16 protein-coding genes are annotated in these 16,750 nt (G+C 74.7%); 9 read left to right on the forward strand and 7 right to left on the reverse strand.

The genetic code is table 11. The features are described 5' to 3' along the window. Positions 1-25: 25 nt before the first annotated feature. Positions 26-1,009: a hypothetical protein gene (locus ACF1AL_RS29360; RefSeq protein WP_391828115.1), complete on the reverse strand. Its 984-nt coding sequence runs from the start codon at positions 1,007-1,009 to the stop codon at positions 26-28. A 498-nt stretch (positions 1,010-1,507) separates the two neighbouring features. Here ACF1AL_RS29360 and ACF1AL_RS29365 point away from each other — a divergent pair, with 498 nt between their 5' ends. Both ACF1AL_RS29365 and ACF1AL_RS29370 read left to right on the forward strand, forming a co-directional pair. Then, positions 1,508-4,048, forward strand: coding sequence for a helicase-associated domain-containing protein (locus tag ACF1AL_RS29365; RefSeq protein WP_391828117.1), 2,541 nt, complete (start codon positions 1,508-1,510; stop codon positions 4,046-4,048). A 325-nt stretch (positions 4,049-4,373) separates the two neighbouring features. Beyond that, positions 4,374-6,017: a DNA repair helicase XPB gene (locus ACF1AL_RS29370; protein ID WP_384214038.1), complete on the forward strand. Its 1,644-nt coding sequence runs from the start codon at positions 4,374-4,376 to the stop codon at positions 6,015-6,017. Positions 6,018-6,138: 121 nt separating this feature from the next. Here the strand turns inward: ACF1AL_RS29370 and ACF1AL_RS29375 are convergent, their stop codons facing one another. Then, positions 6,139-6,510 carry a hypothetical protein gene (locus ACF1AL_RS29375; protein ID WP_391660234.1) on the reverse strand — a complete coding sequence of 124 codons (372 nt, stop codon included), beginning with the start codon at positions 6,508-6,510 and terminating at the stop codon, positions 6,139-6,141. Positions 6,511-6,559: 49 nt separating this feature from the next. Next, positions 6,560-6,775: a hypothetical protein gene (locus ACF1AL_RS29380; protein ID WP_366835472.1), complete on the reverse strand. Its 216-nt coding sequence runs from the start codon at positions 6,773-6,775 to the stop codon at positions 6,560-6,562. Between the two features lie 456 nt (positions 6,776-7,231). On the opposite strand from ACF1AL_RS29380, the gene ACF1AL_RS29385 reads away from it, so the two are divergent. Beyond that, positions 7,232-9,196, forward strand: a complete 1,965-nt coding sequence (locus ACF1AL_RS29385) for a HelD family protein (RefSeq protein ID WP_391828144.1) — start codon at positions 7,232-7,234, stop codon at positions 9,194-9,196. 85 nt (positions 9,197-9,281) lie between these two features. On the opposite strand, the gene ACF1AL_RS29390 is transcribed toward ACF1AL_RS29385, so the two are convergent. Continuing rightward, the gene (locus ACF1AL_RS29390; RefSeq protein WP_391828119.1) at positions 9,282-9,959 is read right to left on the reverse strand and encodes a copper homeostasis protein CutC; all 678 of its coding nucleotides are present in this window, start codon (positions 9,957-9,959) and stop codon (positions 9,282-9,284) included. Positions 9,960-10,099: 140 nt separating this feature from the next. Continuing rightward, entirely contained in the window at positions 10,100-10,771 is a 672-nt protein-coding gene (locus tag ACF1AL_RS29395; RefSeq protein ID WP_386419306.1) for a maleylpyruvate isomerase family mycothiol-dependent enzyme, read from the reverse strand. A 93-nt stretch (positions 10,772-10,864) separates the two neighbouring features. On the opposite strand from ACF1AL_RS29395, the gene ACF1AL_RS29400 reads away from it, so the two are divergent. Next, positions 10,865-11,512 (forward strand): hypothetical protein, encoded by a 648-nt coding sequence (locus tag ACF1AL_RS29400; RefSeq protein WP_391828120.1) that lies wholly within the window; start codon positions 10,865-10,867, stop codon positions 11,510-11,512. A gap of 28 nt (positions 11,513-11,540) precedes the next feature. Next, positions 11,541-12,638 (forward strand): GNAT family N-acetyltransferase, encoded by a 1,098-nt coding sequence (locus ACF1AL_RS29405; protein ID WP_386419308.1) that lies wholly within the window; start codon positions 11,541-11,543, stop codon positions 12,636-12,638. 85 nt (positions 12,639-12,723) lie between these two features. On the opposite strand, the gene ACF1AL_RS29410 is transcribed toward ACF1AL_RS29405, so the two are convergent. Both ACF1AL_RS29410 and ACF1AL_RS29415 read right to left on the reverse strand, forming a co-directional pair. Then, positions 12,724-12,993 (reverse strand): DUF4031 domain-containing protein, encoded by a 270-nt coding sequence (locus ACF1AL_RS29410; RefSeq protein WP_391828122.1) that lies wholly within the window; start codon positions 12,991-12,993, stop codon positions 12,724-12,726. Then, positions 12,990-13,373: a hypothetical protein gene (locus ACF1AL_RS29415; protein WP_366835466.1), complete on the reverse strand. Its 384-nt coding sequence runs from the start codon at positions 13,371-13,373 to the stop codon at positions 12,990-12,992. Before ACF1AL_RS29415 ends, ACF1AL_RS29410 begins: the two co-directional genes overlap by 4 nt. Positions 13,374-13,428: 55 nt before the next feature. On the opposite strand from ACF1AL_RS29415, the gene ACF1AL_RS29420 reads away from it, so the two are divergent. From ACF1AL_RS29420 to ACF1AL_RS29435, 4 genes are all read left to right on the forward strand, one after another. Further along, positions 13,429-14,316: a MurR/RpiR family transcriptional regulator gene (locus ACF1AL_RS29420; RefSeq protein ID WP_384214045.1), complete on the forward strand. Its 888-nt coding sequence runs from the start codon at positions 13,429-13,431 to the stop codon at positions 14,314-14,316. Positions 14,317-14,462: 146 nt separating this feature from the next. Next, positions 14,463-15,398 (forward strand): N-acetylmuramic acid 6-phosphate etherase, encoded by a 936-nt coding sequence (gene murQ, locus ACF1AL_RS29425; RefSeq protein ID WP_391828124.1) that lies wholly within the window; start codon positions 14,463-14,465, stop codon positions 15,396-15,398. A 200-nt stretch (positions 15,399-15,598) separates the two neighbouring features. Continuing rightward, positions 15,599-15,940 (forward strand): hypothetical protein, encoded by a 342-nt coding sequence (locus ACF1AL_RS29430; RefSeq protein ID WP_366835463.1) that lies wholly within the window; start codon positions 15,599-15,601, stop codon positions 15,938-15,940. 194 nt (positions 15,941-16,134) lie between these two features. After that, on the forward strand, positions 16,135-16,713 hold the full coding sequence (locus ACF1AL_RS29435; RefSeq protein ID WP_391828126.1) for a hypothetical protein: 579 nt from the start codon (positions 16,135-16,137) through the stop codon (positions 16,711-16,713). Positions 16,714-16,750: the final 37 nt, after the last annotated feature.

A 16,750-nucleotide genomic window follows, 5' to 3' on the forward strand; every position in this document is an offset into this window, starting at 1 on the left:
ACGGTGGTCACCGTGACGCCGTTGCCTACCGTTTCCGCTGCGAGCGCCACAGCAGGAACAGCGCCGACGCCACCGCCGCCCCCCGCACCACCCACGGCCACGTCTGCGCGATCGCGTCACCCATCTGCCCCTCGGCGATCGGCTCCCCCCACCGCCCCTCGCCACGCCCCCACAGCCACACCAGCCCCGCGGCCAGCGCCCCGCCCGGCAGCCCCATCACCGCCCACTTCGTCTCCGCCTCGGTCAGCCGGCGCGACGCGTACGCGATGGCCCAGCCCAGCAGCAACGCGAACCAGTTGCCGAGCACCGCGCCCGCGACCAGGCTGACCGCCGCGAGCACCAGCAGCGGGTTGCTCCAGCGGCGGGTGGGCAGCGCGAGTCGGCGACGGCGCGGCGGCGCGGCCTCCTCCGGTTCCTCCTCGTCCGCCTCGGGCACGTCCTCGGCGGGCCCCTCCGCCTTCGGCTGCGGCCGGGGCGGCGGCTTGAGCAGCTCCGGGATCTCCACACCGCCCGTGAAACCCGGCACCTCGTCGACCGCGGTCCCGAAGGCGCCGGTGTCCGCGCGCCACCAGTCGGGCGGTACGGCGGGACCGCCCAACTCGGCCGCGCTCGCCAGGTGCGGCGGGGAGGCGGCGTTGCCGGACGGCGCGGGGGCGGGCGGCGCGGTCGGCCGGGGCCGGGGGACGAAACGGCCGAGCCCCTTGGACTGCGGTGCCGGCTGGGGTGCGGTCCGGGGCTCGCGCTGCTCGGGTACGGCGGAGGGCGGCGGCTCGGGGCTGCCGGTGCCGCCGGCGGCCGAGACGACCTCGTCGGGCGAGCCGAGGCGCTCGATGATCCGGCGTACGGCGGCGGGACTGTCCACCACGGCCTTGGCGCGCCGCTTGTCGATCTCGTCGCGCAGCGTGGTGACGAGCCGCATCCGGGTGGCCGACGGCAGCTGGCGTTGCTGCGCCACGTCACCGACGCGGCTCAGGTACTCGTAGACGACCTTGTCGCTCTCGATCCCCACGAAATCCCTCCGGGGGGCGCGCTGGTGAAACCCCGTCGGATGACGGTATCGCGTCCCGCGGGGTACAGGCGGTATACGGCCCCGCCGGGGTGGGCTTTGCCAGGCGCGGCTGCCTGCGGCGCCTCAACGGGTGGGTTCCTGATCATTGCCGGGCGCGGGTGCCTGCGGCGCCTCAACGGGTGGGTTCCTGATCATTGCCGGGTGCGGGTGAGTGGGTGGCTGGTCGCGCAGTTCCCCGCGCCCCTGAGGGGGTTGCCACCACCCCCTTCCCTACGCAGCTGCGGGCAATCGTGCCGCTGGGGCGGCACGGGTGGGCGCAGCGGCACCCCGCACCGCCGGGCTGCGAAAACCTCCGGCGTTCACCGCACCCCCGGGCGCCACGCACCGCCGGGCCGCGCACCCCACGGCGTTCAGCGGGACGTCGGTGCGGTGGAGCCCCGGCGCAGGTTGCCGTCTCGTGGGGTCAGCCGCCGCAGGCAACCCGCTACCGTGGTTCGGATGAGCACCGAGGACACCCCGGCCCCCCGCTCCCTCGCGGAAGCGCTCCGCTCGCGGGACGACGTCTCCCTCGCCGCCCTCCTGCGCAGCCGTCCCGACCTGATCACCCCCGTCCCCACGGACCTCACGCAGCTCGCCACCCGCGCCGGGACCCGCGCGAGCGTCGTACGGGCCCTGGAGCGGCTGGACCGTTTCGCGCTGCAGACCGCGCAGGCGCTGGCCGTCGCGGGTGACCCGGCGAGGTACGAGGAGCTGCTCGGGCTGATGGCCGGGGACGAGCGGGACGCGGCCGTCGCCGCCGCGCTGCCGCACGCCCTCGGTGTGCTGCGCGAGCAGGCGCTGGTGTGGGGCGGCGACGACCGCCTGCGCCTGGTGCGCACCGCGCGCGAACTGCTGTCGCCGTCGCCGCAGCACCCGTCGCCGACCGGTCTGGGCCCGACCGTTCAGGAGGCGACGGCCGGCATGTCGCCGGGGCGCATCCAGGAGATCGTCACCACGGCCGGGCTGCCGTCCACGCACGACTCGGTGTCCGCCGTGGCCGCGCTGACCGGCCTGTTCACGCACCGCAAGCGGATGGCGCGGCTCCTCGCCAAGGCCCCGGCGGAGGCACGGGAGGTGCTGGAGCGGCTGGTGTGGGGCCCGCCGTACGGGCAGGTCACGGCCGATCCGGCGGCGCACCTGCGGTGGCTGCTCGACCGGGGGCTGCTGCTGCCGACGGCGCCCGGCACCGTCGTACTGCCCCGGGAGGTGGCCCTGCACCTGCGGGGCGGGCGGGCGCACCGGGAGCCGGAGCCGGTGCCGCCGCCGGTCGCCGTCGCCGCCGTACACCGTCCACAGGTTGTGGACAGCACCGCGGCCGGCCAGGCGCTCACCGCCCTCGCGACCGTCGAGGAGCTGCTGAAGGAGTGGGACGAGGGCGGGCCCGCCGTGCTGCGGGCGGGCGGGCTGAGCGTGCGGGACCTCAAGCGGACCGCCGTCGCCCTGGACGTCGCGGAGCCGGTGGCCGCGTTCTGGGTGGAGCTGGCGTACGCCGCGGGGCTGGTCGCCTCCGACGGGGAGGCCGACGAGCGGTACGCGCCGACACCCGCGTACGACGAGTGGCGCGAGCTGCCGCCCGCCGAGCGGTGGGGACGGCTCGCCGAGGCATGGCTGGCGGCCACGCGCACGCCCGGTCTTGTGGGCGGGCGGGACGCCAAGGAGCGGACCCTGGCCGCACTCGGGCCGGGGCTCGACCGGTCCGCTGCGCCCGAGGTACGGCACCGGGTGCTGACGCTGCTCGCCGCCCTGCCGGAGGGCGCGGCGCCGGTCGCCGAGTCGGTGCTGGAGCGGCTGCGCTGGGAGCGTCCGCAGCGCCGGGAGGACGATCTGCGGGCCCGGCTCGCGCAGTGGACACTCCACGAGGCCGAGCTGATCGGGGTGACCGGGCGGGGCGCGCTGTCGGCGCCCGGGCGGGCGCTGCTCGGCGTACCCGTGCCCGAAGGGGCCCGTGGGGCGAGGGAGCCGCGGGGGGCCCGGGAGGAATCCGCGGGTCCGGGGGACAAGCTGCCCGTCCACCATCACCACCGGGCCGCCACCCCCCTCACCGCCGCCGAGCAGGCCGGCGCCACGGCCGCGGCCGCCCGGCTGCTGGCACCGCTGCTGCCCGAGCCGCTGGACCACGTCCTGCTGCAGGCCGACCTGACCGCCGTGGCGCCGGGCCCGCTGCAGCGGCCGCTCGCGGACATGCTGGCGGTGCTCGCGGACGTGGAGTCCAAGGGCGGGGCGACCGTGTACCGGTTCACGCCCGCGTCCGTGCGCCGCGCCCTGGACGCCGGGCGGTCCGCCTCCGACCTGCACGCCTTCCTCGCCGCCCACTCGCGCACGCCCGTGCCGCAGCCGCTCGCCTATCTGATCGACGACGTGGCGCGCAGACACGGGCATCTGCGGGTGGGGGCCGCGTCGGCGTACGTGCGCTGCGACGACGACGCCCTGCTGAACGAGATCCTCGCCGACCGGCGGGCCGCCGGACTGCGGCTGCGCCGCCTCGCGCCGACCGTGCTGGCCGCGCAGGCCGATCCGGCGGCGCTGCTGGAGGGGCTGCGGGCGATGGGGTTCGCGCCGGCCGCCGAGTCCGCGGAGGGCGACGTGCTCATCGCGCGGGCCGACGCCCACCGCACCCCGCCGCGGACCGCGCCCGAGCCGGTGCCGGACGGGCCGCCGGTGCCCGACGCCACGCTGCTCGCGGCGGCGATCCGCGCCATCCGCGCCGGTGACCTGGCGTCCACGGCCCCGCGCAAGCCGAGCGAGGGCGGCTCGGTGGCGCCGGGCGAACTGCCGCGCACCAGTTCCGCGGAGACCCTCGCCACCATGCAGGCGGCCTGCCTGACCGGCGAGGCGGTCTGGATCGGCTTCGTCAACGCCGAGGGCGCCGCCAGCCAGCGGGTCATCGCGCCGGTACGGGTCGAGGGCGGCTTCGTGACGGCGTACGACCACACCGCGGACGAGGTGCGCACGTTCCCCCTGCACCGGATCACAGGCGTGGCGGAACTCGCGGACGACTGACGACGGGGTACGGCGGAACGCCCCCGGGCCGACCGCCCACGGCTGCCTGGACAGTGGCCGAGCCCCACGGACGACCGGCCGCCGGCCACGGCGGCGCGCGCGCTGCGAGGGACCTCGCGTGGCCGTGCCCCACGGACGGGCGACCGCCCGGTGCTGCGGCTCGCGCCGACGAGCGACCCAGGCGCCGCAGCTCGCGGACGGTAGGCCGTCGGCCACTGCGGCGCGCACAGGCGAGGGACCCCGCGTGGCCGAGCCCGCGGACGGTCGGGCGGCCCGTGCGGCACACTGGACGTTTGGGCCGTTGTGGAAAGGGTGTGTGCCGCGCGTGAACGGACCGCTGATCGTCCAGTCCGACAAGACGCTCCTGCTGGAGGTCGACCACGAGCAGGCCGACGCGTGCCGTCGGGCCATCGCGCCGTTCGCCGAGCTGGAGCGGGCGCCGGAGCACATCCACACCTACCGGGTGACCCCGCTCGGGCTGTGGAACGCGCGCGCCGCCGGGCACGACGCCGAGCAGGTGGTGGACGCGCTGGTGCAGTACAGCCGCTACCCGGTGCCGCACGCGCTGCTCGTCGACATCGCCGAGACCATGGACCGCTACGGGCGGCTCACCCTCAGCAAGCACCCGGCGCACGGGCTCGTGCTCACCACCACCGACCGGCCGGTGCTGGAGGAGGTGCTGCGGTCGAAGCGGATCGCGCCGCTGGTGGGCGCGCGCATCGACCCGGACACGGTCGTCGTGCACCCCTCCGAGCGCGGGCAGATCAAGCAGACGCTGCTGAAGCTGGGCTGGCCGGCCGAGGACCTCGCCGGGTACGTCGACGGTGAGGCGCACCCCATCGAGCTGCACGAGGACGGCTGGGCGCTCCGGCCGTACCAGAAGCAGGCCGTGGAGAACTTCTGGCACGGCGGCAGCGGCGTCGTCGTGCTGCCGTGCGGCGCCGGGAAGACGCTGGTCGGCGCCGGGGCGATGTCCCAGGCCAAGTCGACGACGCTGATCCTCGTCACCAACACCGTCTCGGCGCGGCAGTGGAAGCACGAGCTGGTGAAGCGGACCTCGCTGACCGAGGACGAGGTCGGCGAGTACAGCGGCACGAGGAAGGAGATCCGGCCCGTCACGATCGCCACGTACCAGGTGCTGACGACGAAGCGGAAGGGCGTCTACCCGCACCTGGAGCTGTTCGACTCCCGCGACTGGGGCCTCATCGTCTACGACGAGGTGCATCTGCTGCCGGCGCCGGTGTTCAAGTTCACCGCCGACCTGCAGGCGCGGCGGCGGCTCGGGCTGACGGCGACGCTGGTGCGCGAGGACGGCCGGGAGTCGGACGTCTTCTCGCTCATCGGGCCCAAGCGGTTCGACGCGCCGTGGAAGGAGATCGAGGCGCAGGGCTATATCGCGCCCGCCGACTGCGTCGAGGTCCGGGTGAACCTCACCGACTCCGAGCGGCTCGCGTACGCGACCGCGGAGGCGGAGGAGAAGTACCGGTACTGCGCGACGACGGACACCAAGCGGAAGGTGACCGAGGCGATCGTGCGGCGCTTCGCCGGGCAGCAGATCCTCGTCATCGGCCAGTACATCGACCAGCTCGACGAACTGGGCGAGCATCTGAACGCACCCGTGATCAAGGGCGAGACGTCCAACGCGCAGCGCGAGAAACTCTTCGACGCCTTCCGGGCCGGCGAGATCAACGTGCTCGTCGTATCCAAGGTCGCCAACTTCTCCATCGACCTGCCGGAGGCGACGGTCGCCATCCAGGTGTCCGGCACGTTCGGGTCGCGGCAGGAGGAGGCGCAGCGGCTGGGCCGGGTGCTGCGGCCCAAGGCGGACGGCCACCAGGCCCACTTCTACTCGGTCGTCGCCCGCGACACCCTCGACCAGGACTTCGCCGCGCACCGCCAGCGCTTCCTGGCCGAGCAGGGGTACGCGTACCGGATCGTCGACGCCGACGAACTCCTCGCGGAGAGCTGAGCGAGGCGCCCGGTCAGCCGTTCGGCAGCGTGACGCGCGGTCAGCCGTTCGGCGGCGAGGCGCCCGGTCAGCCGTTCCGCAGCGTGACGCCCGGTCAGCCGTTCGGCGGCGAGGCGCCCGGTCAGCCGTTCGGCAGCGTGAAGACCAGCAGCAGGACGAACAGCGGCGGCAGCAGGGACGCCGCCGCCAGCCAGGCCCGCGGCTGCGACCAGCGGCGCCGCCAGGGCAGCAGCCAGGCGGCGAGCAGGGCGCCGACGCTCACGAGGCTGCCGAAGAAGAGGGTGCCGTAGATCAGCGTCAGCGAGGTCTCGAGCGCCTGCGAGCAGTCGTCGGGACCGCAGGCGTCGGTGGCCATGCCCGACAGCCCGCCGAAGAGCAGCGCGAGGGGCCCGAGGAGCGCCAGCAGGACGGTGGCGAGGGCCGGCGCGATCCAGGCGCGCCCGTCCCGGTCGGCCGCGGGGGCCGGGAGGGCCGCGAAGTGCGGTGTGGTCATGGGGTGAAGTCAAGCCGCGGGGCCGGTGCCCGCACACCGGCCCCGGTACTCAGTCGGGCGGTGTCCGCGTACTCACCCGCGGTCCGTACCGGCGCCGTACACCGGCCTCCTCGCCGTACTCACCGAGGATCACGACGTCGAACGCGGCACGGACGTAGACCTTCACGGCGCGCAGAGCGTCGCCGACCAGGTGACGATGACCGGCCTCCACGGGACTGGCACCGGAGGGACGGCCGGGGGCTGGGCTGAACGTGGCAGTGGTCATGCCTCCATAGTGCGATTACGGACATAAGGGTGTCGTCGGTCCACGGTCCCCCGTTTCCCCTAGTCCACGAGCGGCACGGCCCCTAGGGGGCGGCGGCCGGGCGGTACGGCCCCAGGGGGTGGGGGCCGGGTGTCGTGCCGGGGGATCCGGGAGCGGAGAAAGCGTTGGCCCCCGGGCAGGCGGCGGACCGGAAAAAGCGTTGGCCCCGGGCAGGCGGCGGACCGGAAAAAGCATTGGCTCCGGGCAGGCGGCGTCACCTAGAATCTCCGCTCTTGCCCGCCTCCCTTCACGGAGTGCCGCCGGCCGGTCGGAAACCGGCCGGAGAAGTACTGGAGTCACCCCCGCGCAGGTTCTTCCGGAGGCACCCCCTTGTCCACGTCCGTGTCCCTGTCCGCCGACGACCCCCTGGCCCGGGAACGCGATCACCTCGCCGCCTCGCGTGCCGCGCTGCGCGCGATGCGGGAGGACGTCGAGGCGCTCGACATCACCGACGTCGCCGCGAACTGGGTCAACGCCCAGGTCCTCGCCCGCCAGATCGACGAACGCATCAAGGCGCTCGCCGACCTCAGCGACACCCCGCTGTTCTTCGGCCGCCTCGACTACCTGCACGCCCCCGGCGCCGAGCAGGCCGAGGGCGCGGAGGGCGAGCAGTTCTACATCGGGCGCCGGCATGTGCACGACACCGCGGGCGACCCCATGGTCATCGACTGGCGTGCGCCCGTCTCCCAGCCGTTCTACCGGGCCTCCAAGAAGGACCCGATGGACGTCGCGCTGCGCCGCCGCTTCGGCTACACCGGCGGCGAGCTGACCGCGTACGAGGACGAGCATCTGTCGGACCCGGCGGAGGCGGCGAAGACCAGCCGCCTGCTCCAGCAGGAGATCGAGCGCCCGCGCGTCGGCCCGATGCGGGACATCGTCGCGACCATCCAGCCCGAGCAGGACGAGATCGTCCGCAGCGGGCTGAGCGGAACCGTGTGCGTGCAGGGCGGCCCCGGCACCGGAAAGACCGCCGTCGGCCTGCACCGCGTCGCCTACCTGCTGTACGCCCACCGCGAGCGGCTGGCCCGCGCCGGCACCCTCGTCATCGGGCCGAACAAGAGCTTCCTGCACTACATCGAGCAGGTGCTGCCCGCGCTGGGCGAGCTGACCGTGCAGCAGGCCACCGTCGACGACCTGGTGGCGCACGTGGAGGTCCGCGGCGGCGACGACGCGGCCGCAGCGGTGGTCAAGGGCGACGCCCGGATGGCCGAGGTGCTCCGGCGTGCCCTGTACTCCCACGTGACCGTGCCCACCGAGCCGGTCGTCGTGGTGCGCGGCTCCCGCCGTTGGCGCGTCCCGGCGTACGAACTGGAGGAACTGGTCCGCGAGTTGCTGGACCGCGGCATCCGGTACGGCGCCGCCCGCGAGGCACTGCCGCAGCGGATCGCGCACGCGGTGCTGGTGCAGATGGAGCGCTCCGGCGAGGCGCCCGACGACCGCGTGCAGGACGCCGTGGCCCGCAACAGCGCGGTCAAGGCGGCGGTGAAGACGATCTGGCCGGTCGTCGACCCGGCGAAGCTGGTGCTGCGGCTGCTGTCGGAGCCGGAATTCCTCGCCGAGCACGCGGAGGGCATCCTCACCGACGAGGAGCAGAAGGCCATCACGTGGGCGAAGCCGGCCCGCAGCGTGAAGTCGGCGAAGTGGTCGCCCGCGGACGCCGTGCTGATCGACGAGGCCGCCGACCTGATCCAGCGCACGCACTCCCTCGGGCACGTGGTCCTGGACGAGGCGCAGGACCTGTCCCCCATGCAGTACCGGGCGGTGGGCCGCCGCTGCACCACCGGCTCGGCGACCGTCCTGGGCGACCTGGCGCAGGGCACCACACCCTGGGCGACCCGCAGCTGGGCCGAGGCACTGGCCCACCTCGGCAAGTCCGACGCGGTCGTGGAGGAGCTGACGGCCGGTTTCCGCGTGCCGACGGACGTCATCACGTACGCCTCCCGGCTGCTGCCGCACATCGCGCCGGGCCTGACCCCGGTGGCGTCGGTCCGCGAGAACCCCGGCTTCTTCGAGACCCGTACCGTCGACGGGGACCCGGACGTCGTCGCCGCCTGCCGCGAACTCCTCGCCCACGAGGGCTCCATCGGCCTGATCGCCGCCGACGCGCGCGTCCCGGCACTGGCCGAGGCACTGACGGCGGCGGGCCTGACCTACCTCGCCCCGGGCGAGGAGACGACCCCCGACACCCGCCTGACCCTGGTCCCGGCATCCCTCGCGAAGGGTCTCGAATACGACTACGTGGTCCTGGACGAGCCCCAGGCGGTGGTCGACGGCGAACCCGACGAACGGACGGGCCTGCGCCGCCTGTACGTGGCCCTGACAAGGGCGGTATCAGGCTTGATCGTCACACACGCGGCACCGCTGCCTGGACAACTGGGCTGAGCGCAGGCGCCCCGAAAGGGGCGCGGGGAACTGCGCGACCAGCCACACACAACCCGCACCCGCCCCCGGCCGAACCCCCACGGCGCTACTCCCCGTCCAACACCCTCCGCCACTCACGAACAGCACCCTCCGACACCGACCCCGCCCAACCCGCGGAGCGAGCCGCTCCGCCGATGTGGAACGCGTCGATCCCCGCCGCCCGCAGCGCGGGCACGTGGTCGAGCCGCAGCCCCCCGCCCACCAGGATCCGCTGCTCGTACCGCCCCGCCTCCGCGAGCAGCGTCGGCAGCCCCTCGTCCACGCCGGAGGCGGCCCCCGCCGTGAGGAAGGCGTCCAGTCCCGGCAGTCCGTCCAGCGCCTTGCGCAGCGCGTCCCGGTCGGCGCAGTGGTCGATGGCGCGGTGGAAGGTCCAGGGGCAGCCGTCGAGCACCGACACCACCCGCTCGACGGCCGCCAGGTCGACGCTGCCGTGCGCGTCGAGGAAGCCGAGCACGAACTGATCGGCCCCCGCCGCGCGCAGCCCACCGGCGACGTCCACCAGCCGCGAGAGGTCCCCCGCCGCGAAGCCGTCCGCGAGCCGCAGCATGACCCGCAGGTCGAGGTCGACCGCGGAGCGGATCGCGGTGAAGGTCTCCACGGACGGGGTCAGCCCGTCGGCGGCCATGTCGGTGACCAGCTCGAGGCGGTCCGCGCCTCCGGCCTGGGCGGCGACGGCGTCCGCCGCGTCGAGGGCGATCACCTCCAGGACTGCGCGCTTGCTCATGGGACCCCATTCGTCGGCTCGGACGGGCTGCTACAGGTCTAGTCCAATTTAGGATACGCCCCGCACCGCCCGCCGAACCCCGCGGCGCCCTCCGCCGCCCGGACCGAAAATTTCGCCCGGCCCGGCCGCCGGCGACGCGCTCAGCCGCCGTAGAGGTTCAGCTCCTCCGGCTCCGCGCCCGCCAGCTCCCAACCATCGCCGGGTGGCACCGGTCGGCCCGTGTAGAGGCGGACCAGCGTCGCGGAGTCGCCGATGTAGCGCGCGGGCGGCCGCTCCTGCACGAGCGCCCCGAGCCGCAGCGGCTCGTCCACGTCGTCCAGGTCCGCCTGCAGCGGCAGCAGCCCCCGCTCCCGCGTCACCTGCGCCAGCAGCGCGAGCGCGTACGGCAGCCCGGCGCCGCCGTACGCCCCGGGCTCGCCGAGGGCCTCGCGCACGTCGCCGGCGTGCACCCACTCGCCGAACGCGATCCCGTCCAGCGGCCCGCCCGCCTTGGCGATCAGCGGCCCGGCCTCGGTCATCCCGCGCTCCAGCTCGTCCACGACCTGCGCGTTCGTCCACCCGGCCCGCTCGGCGATGTCCCGGTCGTTGGCCTCGGGCGAGAACACGCCCTCCTCGAAACGGCCGTCCACCACCCGCATCAGCGCGGCCGAACAGTGCGCCAGCACATCCCGCACCGTCCAGCCCGGACACGCGGTCGCGGGCCGCGCGAAGTCCGCGTCGGGCCGGGAACGCAGCAAGGGGATCAACTGGTCGCGCTCGGCGGTCAGCAGCCGCCCGGGCAGTTCCGCATCACGTACGTCAGCAGCAGTCATGCCCCCCACGCTAGGACGCCCGCCCCCTCCGGCGGGAGCACCGCGGCGCGCCCGGCGGGAGAAACGGCGACCGTGCGGCGGGAGAATGAGCGCATGGCCGATCTCGACGATCTGCGGAACCGCTGGCTGCGCGCCTTCCTCGCGGCGCGCGACGACGACTCCTGCACCCGCAATCCGTACGACTACGCCGACGCCCTGCTGCGCCGCTGGCAGGAGCCGCAGCGGCACTACCACACGCTCGCGCACCTCACCGCGGTGCTGGACCACGTCGACGTCCTTCAGGAGTACGCCGACAACCCCGACCTCGTGCGTCTCGCGGCCTGGTTCCACGACGCCGTCTATCTGCCCGAGCGGTCCACGAACGAGGAGCGCTCGGCCCGGCTGGCCGAACGCGCGCTGCCCGAGGCGGGTCTGTCCGCGGAGAAGACCGCCGAGGTCGCCCGCCTGGTCCAGCTCACGACCGGGCACGACCCCGCCGACGGCGACCGCAACGGGCAGGTGCTGTGCGACGCCGACCTGGCGATCCTGGCGGCGCCCCCGTCGGCGTACGCGGCGTACACGGTGGCCGTCCGCGAGGAGTACCACTTCGTGCCCAACGACGCCTTCCGCGCGGGGCGTTCGGACGTGCTGCGCCAACTCCTGGCTCTCCCCCGCCTGTTCCGCACGCCCTATGGGCAGGAGCACTGGGAGGCGACCGCCCGGTACAACGTGCGCGCCGAGCTGGAAATGCTGTCGACCTGACGCCCGCCCGCCCCCTAGGGTGCCGCTCATGCAGGCATGGGGCGGGGACCAGGTGGACGAGGCCGTGGCGGGCTGTGTGGCGGCGCTGCGGCAGGTGACGGACCGGGACTGGTCCGGGGTGCGGGCGGGACGCCTGGAGTGGGACTGCCGCACCACGGCGTTCCACATCGCCGAGGACCTCTTCGCCTACGCCGGGCGGCTGGCGGGCCGGGTGACGGGCGGCGCGCTGCCCGTCGAGCTGGCCCTGGACGACGACGCGGACAACTCCGGGGTGCTGGACGTCATCGAGGCGACCGGCGCGCTGCTGTCCGCCGCGGTCCGCACGGCCCCGCGCGAGGCGCGCGCCTTCCACCCCTACCCCTTCCGCAGCGCGAACCGCGAGGGCTTCGCCGCGATGGGCGTCACCGAGGTCCTGCTGCACACCCACGATCTCGCCGAGGGCCTCGGGTTCGGCTACGAGCCGCCGGAGGAGCTGTGCACGGCCGTGCTGGAGCGGCTCTTCCCGCAGGTGCGGCCCGGCCCGGCGCCCTGGCCGACCCTGCTGTGGGCCACCGGCCGCGGCGAGCTGCCCGGCCGGCCGCCGGTCACCGCTTGGCGCTGGTCCAACAACCTGGTGCTGACCGCCGGGCGGCTGACCCTGCAGGGCGTCACGCCCGCCGCCGCCCGCGATCTCGCCCTGGGCGGCGACGGCGGGTTCGCCTGGGTCGAGGACGGCCCGTACGAGGGCACCCGGCAGGCCGCCGGGCTGCTGCTGAAGGCGTACGAGGCGGGCGTGCACCGGCCGGAGTTCGGGGTGTTCGTGCTGGTCCGCACCGAGGACGGGCGGGCGGTGGGCGGCATGGGCTTCCACGGCGTCCCCGACGAGGAGGGCCGCGCGGAGATCGGCTACGACCTCGCCGCCTCCGCCCGCGGCCACGGCTACGCCACGGAGGCGCTGCGCGCGCTGGCCGACTGGGCGCTGGAGCGGGACGACGTCCGGCAGCTGTGCGCGGTGATCGACGAGGACAACACCGGCTCCCAGCGGGTCGTGGAGCGGGCCGGCTTCACCCGCGCGGGCCTGGCGGAGGAACACGACGGCGTGTCGGACCGCGAGGGCGCCCTGCGTCTGTACGTCCGCGGAGAGTGACGTCCGCGGGGAGTGACGGGAGCACTGACGCCGCCGCCGGCGGGAGGCCCTTGCTTCCCCTGCCTCCCCCGCCGGCCCGTCCCGCTCACGCCCATGTCCTCCCCTTGCGGCGGCGCAGGCCAGACGCCGTCAGCAGGCGGACCACCTCGCGGCTGCTGACCTCCACCGCGCCGGCGGCCACCGCGTCCCCGTAGCGGTGCGAGGGCAGGTCGTAGTGGTCGCGTTCGAAGGCGCGCCGCGGCACGCCCAACCGCTCGGCGAACGCGTGCAGTTCGTCGTACGACTGGTCGCTCACCAGGTGCGACCAGAGTCGCCCGTGGCCGGGCCAGGCGGGCGGGTCGACGTACACCGTCACGAGGAGTACGCCCCGCCCGTGGCGCGCCCCAGGGACCCCACCGCGGCGACCTTCACTCCGGCCTGGGAGCACACCCAGTACGGGTCGGGGCCCAGTTCGGGCTCGACCTCGAGGGCGTGCGGGTCGCCGGAGCCGCAGACCGGGCACAGCGGCCAGCGGCCGTAGCGCTCCAGCAGCGCGTCCTGCACGTCCTGCGCGACCAGTCCGGCCAGGTAGGCCGCGCCGTCCGGCCACTGCTCCACCCACCAGCGCCGCTGGGCGATGGAGTCCTCGACCATGGACACCACGTCGGCCTCGGCGACCTCACGCGCGATCAGGTCCGCCATCACGCGTGCGCGAGCCGCGTGCAGCGCCTGCTCCAGGGGGTTGATGGGATCCATGTCCCCATTGTGCGCACTCTTGCCCCGAGCACCGAGCCGGAAATATCTTTCAGGGGTGAGCCAGGATGTGAAGGAAATTTTCGGTGGGGCGCTGGCCGCCAAAGTGCGCACGCTCGCCCCGTCGATGACCCGCTCGATGCAGCGCGTCGCCGAGGCCGTCGCCGGCGACCCCGCCGGCTGCGCCGCCCTGACGGTCACCGGCCTCGCCGAACGCACCGGCACCAGCGAGGCCACCGTCGTGCGCACCGCCCGCCTGCTCGGCTACCCCGGCTACCGGGACCTGCGCCTGGCCCTCGCCGGGCTCGCCGCGCAGCAGCAGTCCGGCCGCGCCCCCGCCATCACCACCGACATAGCGGTCGACGACCCGATCGCCGACGTCGTCGCCAAACTCGCCTACGACGAGCAGCAGACCCTCGCCGACACCGCCGCGGGCCTGGACACCGCGCAACTCGGCGCCGCCGTCACCGCGCTCGCCGCCGCCCGCCGCACCGACGTCTACGGCATCGGCGCCTCCGGGCTGGTCGCCCAGGACCTCACCCAGAAACTCCTGCGCATAGGGCTGATCGCGCACGCCCACAGCGACCCGCACCTCGCCGTGACCAACGCGGTCCAACTGCGCGCCGGGGACGTGGCGATCGCCATCACCCACTCCGGTTCCACCGGTGACGTCATCGAGCCGCTGCGCGTCGCCTTCGAGCACGGCGCCACCACCGTGGCGATCACCGGACGCCCGGACAGCCCCGTCACCCAGTACGCCGACCACGTGCTGACCACCTCCACCTCCCGGGAGAGCGAGCTGCGCCCGGCCGCGATGTCCTCCCGCACCAGCCAACTCCTCGTCGTCGACTGCCTGTTCGTGGGCGTGGCGCAGCGGACGTACGACACGGCGGGCCCGGCGCTGGCGGCGTCGTACGAGGCGCTGGCGCACCGGCACCGGAGGTGAGAGGGACCGCAGGACCGGCTGTCGTGGGTGACCGCGGGTCCGTCGCGGCCGATCGCGCCCACGCGGCACAGCCGCACGTCAGACAGAGCCCCGCGCCCCTTTTCCGGTAGGACACCGCACCCCCGATCCGAAAGAGCCGCCCCGCCATGGCCTCCAGCCCCCGCGCCCACGACCTCCGTGCCCAGCTCGACGCCCTCACCACCGAAGCCTTCCGGCCCGAGCTCGCCGACATCGACCAGTTGCCCACCGAGGAGATCGCCCGGCTGATGAACGCGGAGGACGCCCGCGTGCCCGCCGCGGTCGCCGAACGGCTGCCCGAGATCGCCGCCGCCATCGACGCCGTCGCCGAGCGCATGGCCCGCGGCGGGCGGCTCGTCTACGCCGGTGCGGGCACCGCCGGGCGGCTCGGGGTGCTCGACGCCTCCGAGTGCCCGCCCACCTTCAACACCGCGCCGGGCCAGGTCGTCGGGCTGATCGCCGGCGGCCCCGAGGCCATGGTCGCCTCGGTCGAGGGCGCCGAGGACTCCAAGGAACTCGCCCAAGGCGACCTGGACGCGCTGAAGCTCACGCCCGACGACACGGTGGTCGGCATCTCCGCCTCCGGCCGCACCCCGTACGCCATCGGCGCGGTCGAGCACGCCCGCTCCGTCGGCGCGCTGACCGTCGGGCTCGCCTGCAACGCGGGCAGCGCGCTGGCGGCGGCGGCCGACCACGGCATCGAGATCGTCGCCGGCCCGGAGCTGATCACCGGCTCGACCCGGCTCAAGGCCGGCACGGCCCAGAAACTCGTCCTGAACATGATCTCGACGATCACGATGATCCGGCTGGGCAAGACCTACGGGAACCTGATGGTCGACGTGCGCGCCTCCAACGCCAAGCTGCGCGCCCGCTCCCGCCGGATCGTCGCCCTGGCCACCGGGGCGGGCGAGGAGGAGGTCGAGGCGGCACTCGCGGCCACCGACGGCGAGGTGAAGCACGCCATCCTGACCCTGCTCGCCGAGGTCGACGGCCCGACCGCCGCCCGGCTGCTGGCGGAGTCGGACGGCCACCTGCGGGAGGCCCTGGCGGCGGCCCGGGGCTGAGCGCCGGCGCTCCACGGGCGTCCGGCGGCGCCGACGCTCCACGGGCGTTCGGCGGCCCGGACGCGCCGGGCCCGTGGGTGACCTGTTCGCGTCATACACCATCGGGCGTCCCCGGCGATCATCCCCGGGCATGACGTGGGAGCGGCACCGTTCGGACTACCTTCGCGGGCTGGAAGATCCGTTCGAAACGGGGAGAGTGCATGACCAGCACACTCAAGAAGTTCACCCTCGCCGCGTCGGCGTCGGGGCTGCTGGCCGCGGGCATGGTGTTCGGCACCACCGCCACGGCCCAGGCCGTCCCGGGCGGCCCGTCCGGCTGCAGCGCGTTCCTGAAGCCGAACAGCAGCCACGTCGCCGAGGCCTGGTGCACGAAGGGCAACGGCTACTGGAACGTCCAGGCCAAGTGCGCCGGCCCCGGCAGCACCCACGGCCCCTACAAGGGCGACCCGGGCTACCGGAAGCTCAGCCAGGAGAAGGCGGCCGTGCTCAACTGCGGTTCCGGATACCCGACCGACCTCAAGGTGGTCGACATCCACGTCTGAGCCGGGGGCCGCTCGGCCCTCGCGCGCAGGACGCCCGGGGTGGCCCACGGACTCGTTCCGCGGGCCACCCCGGTCCCGTTCCCGGCCCTCTCCCCCGCGGCGGCCGGCGGCGGGCCGCCTACCCTGGAGAACGACACCCACGACACCCCCGGCACACCGGCCCGAGTCCCGGCCCCAGGAACCCCAGGTCACTGATGAATCACGCGCAGCTCACCGCCCTAGGTCGTGCCCTCCGGCTCCTCGGCGAGCACGGTGAGGCCCTGACCGCCGACACACCGGACGCCCGGCTGCACGAGGTGAAGGCGGATCTGCGGCGGGCCCTGGACCTGCTGGAGGAGAGCGTGACCTCGGCGCCGCCCACCACGCGCTGCGCCGAGCATCCCAACGGGCCCGTCGACGAGAGCGCCCCCGACCTGTGCCTGCTGTGCGAGACCCGGCGGCGGGCCGCCCGCCGCGCCGAGGTCACCGGCGGCTACGGCCGGCCCCGTGCCGCCGAGCCGGTGGAGCGCACCCAGTCCCGCTACGGCGTGCGCGGCGACCGGCCGCAGCCGCAGCAGCGCTGGCTGCCGGAGGCGTGGAACGGGCGGGAGTGGCAGCTGTGCGGCACCCCCCGCCACGACCACCGGGAGGCCGAGCTGTATCTGGCCGCCCAGCGGCGCGGGCCCCGGCCGGCGATGGCGTACCGCCTCGTCCACGAGTTCACCGACTACGAGGTGCTGCGGGTGTGGGGCACGCCCGTGAAGGTGGACATCGAGCCGATGGGCAACCTCTAGAGGCGATCCGCCGCCCGGCACACGGACGGCCGGGGTG

This window comes from Streptomyces sp. NPDC014801 (assembly GCF_043082085.1).
Classification (GTDB): domain Bacteria; phylum Actinomycetota; class Actinomycetes; order Streptomycetales; family Streptomycetaceae; genus Streptomyces.